The 5,047-nt window shown below is 44.4% G+C and carries 6 protein-coding genes; 4 read left to right on the top strand and 2 right to left on the bottom strand.

Translation table 11 applies throughout. The annotated features are described in order from the left end of the window. Nucleotides 1-289 precede the first annotated feature (289 nt). Nucleotides 290-442 (top strand): hypothetical protein, encoded by a 153-nt coding sequence (locus tag QCH34_RS06585; RefSeq protein WP_300332036.1) that lies wholly within the window; start codon nucleotides 290-292, stop codon nucleotides 440-442. 56 nt (nucleotides 443-498) lie between these two features. Here the strand turns inward: QCH34_RS06585 and QCH34_RS06580 are convergent, their stop codons facing one another. Continuing rightward, nucleotides 499-639, bottom strand: a complete 141-nt coding sequence (locus tag QCH34_RS06580; RefSeq protein WP_300332034.1) for a hypothetical protein — start codon at nucleotides 637-639, stop codon at nucleotides 499-501. Here QCH34_RS06580 and QCH34_RS06575 point away from each other — a divergent pair. Genes QCH34_RS06575 through QCH34_RS06565 form a run of 3 tightly spaced genes read left to right on the top strand, consistent with a single transcriptional unit; the run spans nucleotide 626 to nucleotide 2,640 of the window. Then, nucleotides 626-865 (top strand): hypothetical protein, encoded by a 240-nt coding sequence (locus QCH34_RS06575; protein ID WP_300332032.1) that lies wholly within the window; start codon nucleotides 626-628, stop codon nucleotides 863-865. The two genes, QCH34_RS06580 and QCH34_RS06575, sit on opposite strands and share 14 nt — an antisense overlap. A 26-nt stretch (nucleotides 866-891) precedes the next feature. Then, on the top strand, nucleotides 892-1,020 hold the full coding sequence (locus QCH34_RS06570; RefSeq protein WP_300332030.1) for a hypothetical protein: 129 nt from the start codon (nucleotides 892-894) through the stop codon (nucleotides 1,018-1,020). A 15-nt stretch (nucleotides 1,021-1,035) separates the two neighbouring features. Next, entirely contained in the window at nucleotides 1,036-2,640 is a 1,605-nt protein-coding gene (locus QCH34_RS06565; protein WP_300332028.1) for a hypothetical protein, read from the top strand. Nucleotides 2,641-2,658: 18 nt separating this feature from the next. Here QCH34_RS06565 and QCH34_RS06560 read toward each other — a convergent pair. Further along, nucleotides 2,659-5,047: hypothetical protein (locus tag QCH34_RS06560; protein ID WP_300332026.1), on the bottom strand; the 2,389-nt coding region annotated here is incomplete at its 5' end.

The following is a 5,047-nucleotide window of genomic DNA, read 5'->3' as shown; positions in this document are numbered from 1 at the left end:
CAAATGCTGATATGGAAACGGTTGAACCAATCTCGAAGGCCAAGCACTCATTAAACTCAAATAAAAAAGGTCTATTCCTTAATTGTGCTCATTATATTAAAGATTAATCGATTTTTATTTTATATGATTCATCCGCGAAAAATGCGGGCGCGCATAAAACCATTACTTTCAACTAGCGGTTTGTTGTACGGTGCCCGGTCGCGATTGATATACTCGGCATCACAAATTTTTCTCTCTGTCACGCTGCGGCGGTCCGGCTGCGGGGGGCAGATCAGTACGGAGGAATGTGATGACGAAACCACGCTGCGTGTCTCGTGAATTGATCGAGGCACTCAAGAAAGATCCGATCTACGGCCAGGGGGCCGAAGAGAAGATCCGCCAGGGAAAATGGATCATCGATGATGCGATGGAGGCGCCGCAATGTCAGGCAGTCAGAACATAGTGGGCAGCCCCTCAACCAGAGCTGGCACGCACATGGCCGGAACCGCCCATGAAGTATCATCGTTGCATGATATAACCGCTCCGCCGACGCGCGCAATCCCGCCCGAGGTGGTCGCCGCCCTCGATCAGGTCATCGATGAGTACAACCGCAGCCAGCCGCTGTTCTTCACGGAGGGCGCGTGAGATGGTTCGGGTCAAGGTGAGCATCCGGCACCTCGAGGAGGACAACACCTGGCGGGTGTTTGCCCCGGAGATCGAGGGCATGGAAGTGATTGGCAAGTCGCTGCCGGACGCCCTCAACAACCTCTACGGCATGCTGGAGCAGCATTTCGATCTGCAATTCGACTCGGCCAGGGAGATCGTCTCGACCCGGTCGTGCACGCTGGTCGATCTTCCGGCCACGGCGGAGCGGGAGGTCGTATGATGGGCAGCGGGATTTCCCGGGGGGAGGTGGAACGCCGCTTCAACGATCAGCACCGCGAGCTGACGCGATGTATCGACACCCTGAAGGGCCAGATCGAGCTGCTGAAATACCGCATGCTGAACCTCGAGGATGAGTTCAGACACCGATGGCGTTAAGGCACGGTGGACGCCGTGTCGACCCGCCAGCGGGTGCGCTGCCTTCTTGAGCGCACCCCTTTTTTGAGTTCCCGAGAGATCGCCGCTTCACTGGAGATGAGCCAGCGCCATGTGCGCCGCCTCCTCGCCGGCATGCCGGAGGTGACGGCGCACCAGGAAGGGCGGGCGGTAACGTATACTATTACTACTACCGATCCGGAGAATTTCGACGGTCCCCGGGGATCGGATAGGATTCTCGAGGGGATAGCGGACATCGATGGCTTTGCTGCCCTCATGGATCGAGGGCTGATGGCGGCAGAGCTGGAATGGATTTTTCCTGGAGACAGCGGATCGGGCGAAAGCGATAACAACGGTGACGGGGGACATGATGCTCCGGATCGGGCGGTTTTTCAGGATCTACAGGGCCCGGAATGCAATGCGTTTGCCGATCGGCAAGACGCAAGGTATGGTGATGACCCTATCGCGGCCCAGAGCGAGGAGATCCGTGCCTGCCGCTCCTGCCCGCTCACTCTCGCCTCACTCGAGCGCGACACCATCCAGTTCGTGATCGTGGACAAGGTGTTCCGCGATCTCCTGCTGCGGCAGGCGAAGGCCAAGGGGTGGACCATGAAGACCCGGCAGCGGTCGCTCTTCATCTACCGCCCGCACCTGACCCTGCAGGTGGGTGCGGACGCGGTAGTGTTCTCGAGCGACGAGCCGGGGGATCTGGAGTGGATCTGCGAGTGGGTGCGGGAGGAGTTCGGGGCCCACTACCTGGAGATCGATTCACTGGTCAGCCGCATCCGCTCGCCCTCGACGCTGACCCGGGACGAGCTGACGGTGGTGGTCAGCGACACGAAGACGATCGATGCGATCCTCGATTCGATCGGCATGCAGATGAAGAAGGGGGTGTTCTACCTGAAGTCGCCCAACCAGAACACGCCCGGCTTCAAGGCGTACCAGCACAAGGACACGCTGCGGTGCGAGTTCGACGCCCGGAACGGGTTCCAGGCGATCGCGGCCCTCGGGATGCGGCAGCGGCTGCTGACGATTTTGGGCGAAGTGCGGAAGTACCCGGGGCTGTTCTGGGAGTTTCTTACGGATTATTACAACCCGTATGAGCATCCGATTATTATCGATACGGGGATGAGTGAATTTTCCAAAGTTATCCAAATATTGGTTGAAAAAATGATGGAAATTAATCGAGTTACTCTATTGAACAACTCTAGGTTTTTAGATAATAATAAAAAATCAAGCAATGAAGGGAATTACAGGGCTTCAAAGTCAAAAATATCTTCGATTATCGATTCATTAAACAAAATGTCCGATTGGAATCAAGAATTTATAAGTTCAAGAATGAGGGATGAATTATCGCTATCTCTTGAATCTGTTCATACATTCTTTGTTGCTTGGAGTAAATGGTGTTCGATGAACTTCCACGGTTCGGTATTAGTTGAAGATATTATTGAGACATTTGAATATCAAGGACTGAGTGTTGATATTTCCAGCGTCATGGATAATATTGAAAGATTAAAAATTTCTGGTTTATTACAAAACGATGATAAACTTGAAATTTGCTTTTCAAAAGAAGGTATAAGATTGGGAAAGAAACTTATGGCGAAATGGAAAAATAATTCTTGAGAATGGGGGTTGTAGTTTTCATTCAAAGGCCTCATCATCAATAATCAACGATTTTTCTATTAAGTGCCCTGCTTGCCGAGATAACTCTAAATAAAATTTCCTCGTAGGAGATCCTTCTTCATATTTTTCAGCATATTCCATTGATTGGTCTCTGATTTGGATATCCAAAGGACAAGGTTCACCTAAAATCCCTGTCCGACCTTCAGATGTTACAATATTGAATAATTTTCCAAGTACTTTTTCATGACATTCTGGACTGGTATTAAACGATGCTTCAACTATTTTATTGATAAAATCCGAATTCATGAATAGAAATTCTGACTTTGCATTCTGGATTAACTGAGAGATTGTGAATATTTTATCAGGATCTCTCAAATGAATCCATTCTTCCAGCACTTCCAAACAATTTGGCGAATAATTATCGGACAATACTTCGAATAATCTAATGAAATAAGTTTTCTTATCAGCAGAGAATGTTGCATCTCGGACTTTTCTGAGTATATCTTGATATGAAGGACAGCTAATCACCGGTTCTATAAAATTAGAGAACCCAGTAGATGGAATTGCCTCATACCCTTTCCAAGGATTTTCATGAGATTTTAAAGCAATATTTATCCTTTTTAATAGGAAATCAACCAAAGAACCTGCATCTGTTTTCCCAACCTCCCTTAAAAATGAACAAATGTAGAAACCATTTCCTTCTGTATCTACACGAAGGTTTCGAGTTAAAAGCAATTTTTCTAAAATTATTTCCATTTCATCTGATCCCAAGATGATGGGCATTCTTTGAGATCTACAAAAAAATGTTCCACACAATGCATCTGCATGGGAAAAATCATCTGTAATTTCTAAACCCAATGCCACCTCTTTTATTCTTAAATTTAATGAGCTAGGGAATTCTTTTAAAGATTCTATCGCATATTTTTTAATTTCACGATTGTTGCTGTGCAGGAGACGCTCAATAAAATCAAGTTCATCTTCGTCATTACCTGCTCCCCACCATCCATTTGAATAATTGAAGGCAATAGAATTGCAGATATTTTGATTTTTTGATTCAATACCCTCTCGGATGAGTTGTTTTGCAATATCGGGCTTCACTACTTTAATTCCAGATAAAAGTGGTCCGAAATTATTAATCAGCGGTGATGATGGTTCTGATAAAATTTTTCGACATAAGCCTATTGAATAATCTGATCCTTCTTTACCAAGGTAAAAAAAGAATCTCCCAGGGTTATATTCGATATCGGCCTCATTAAAATTCACGATTTGTTCACAAAGTGACTGATATGCTTCTTTTTCATTCACATTGTTGGTTATGAACTCTGCAACAACGCGTGCTGTCTGTTCTTCCAGTTCTTTCATCTTTGATTTATAGTCAGCGTTGAAATCGGTATCAAAGGAGTATTGTAAAGCTCTTGCCAATCTGACTTGGTATGAATCATCAATATTCGATCTAATTAATGCAGCTTTTTGTCGGCTCTTTTCATTTTTTCCAATCTTCTCAAATCGCTTTAATACTTTATTTACTTGAATCTGAATAATTGGATTTTGTGTTCTTTTTAGGAGTTCATCGAATATATTGAGAATCATCATTTCTTCAGGGAACCATTGTTTATATTCTTCATCCGGAATATCTCTTTCATGCAATCTTCTTGGAGGATCTAACGCACATTCTAAACTTTTTATAGCTCTCAGCACAACCTTTATCGATCTGTCTTGTGTTAAACTCGAAATTATCGAAAGTGCCTTATTTCGGATTTTTTTCGTATTTTCATAGCCAATAACAAATAAACTGAGTCTTAATACGTTTCCATTATAACTTACGATTTCTGCTTCTTTTTGAAGAATTGGGTCTAGGATTTCCAATGGACTGTGAATAAAATCATCAATATTTGATTCGCTTAGCCACCTTTCTATGGCATAAATGATCTTGGTTTGAATAATCGGGGGGGAATAATGTCCAGCTTCTGTAATATTTTGAAGAATCCTGATGGGATGATCTGGATCAGAATGAAGTATTCCTGTCTTGTTTTTTCCCAAATGCCAAAGCAAATCGCAACATTGTGGTAAATAGTCAACATTGTATGAGATATTTCTAGCGACTTTTGGGATGATTTCCAGAACACTCTCATGTGAACAACAATAGATACCGAAAAATTCCTCATTTTCTTCATTAGGATTTTTTAAAGCGTATTGGAGCAATTCCCAAGATTTCGATGGTTGAATATATGCAATTTTTTCGATAATTTTTAGTATTGTTGTCCTATCATAATTTGATCCCACCTCAAAATCATGAAATAATTTCGTCCATATTTGCCCCATTATATCAATTTCTGAGCCATCGGAATTAATTCTCCAATCGCATTCAGAAATGTTGGAGACAAGTTCTTGGAGAGAAACGTCTTTA

Origin of the sequence: Methanocalculus sp. (genome assembly GCF_029762515.1) — an archaeon.
In the GTDB taxonomy this organism is placed as follows: domain Archaea; phylum Halobacteriota; class Methanomicrobia; order Methanomicrobiales; family Methanocorpusculaceae; genus Methanocalculus.
This window is presented reverse-complemented; position numbering and strand designations above follow the sequence as displayed.

What these genes read in the sequence shown, in the direction of transcription:
- QCH34_RS06585 (WP_300332036.1), top strand. Translation starts at nt 290, where the DNA reads ATGACGAAACCACGCTGCGTGTCTCGTGAATTGATCGAGGCACTCAAG.
- QCH34_RS06575 (WP_300332032.1), top strand. Translation starts at nt 626, where the DNA reads ATGGTTCGGGTCAAGGTGAGCATCCGGCACCTCGAGGAGGACAACACC.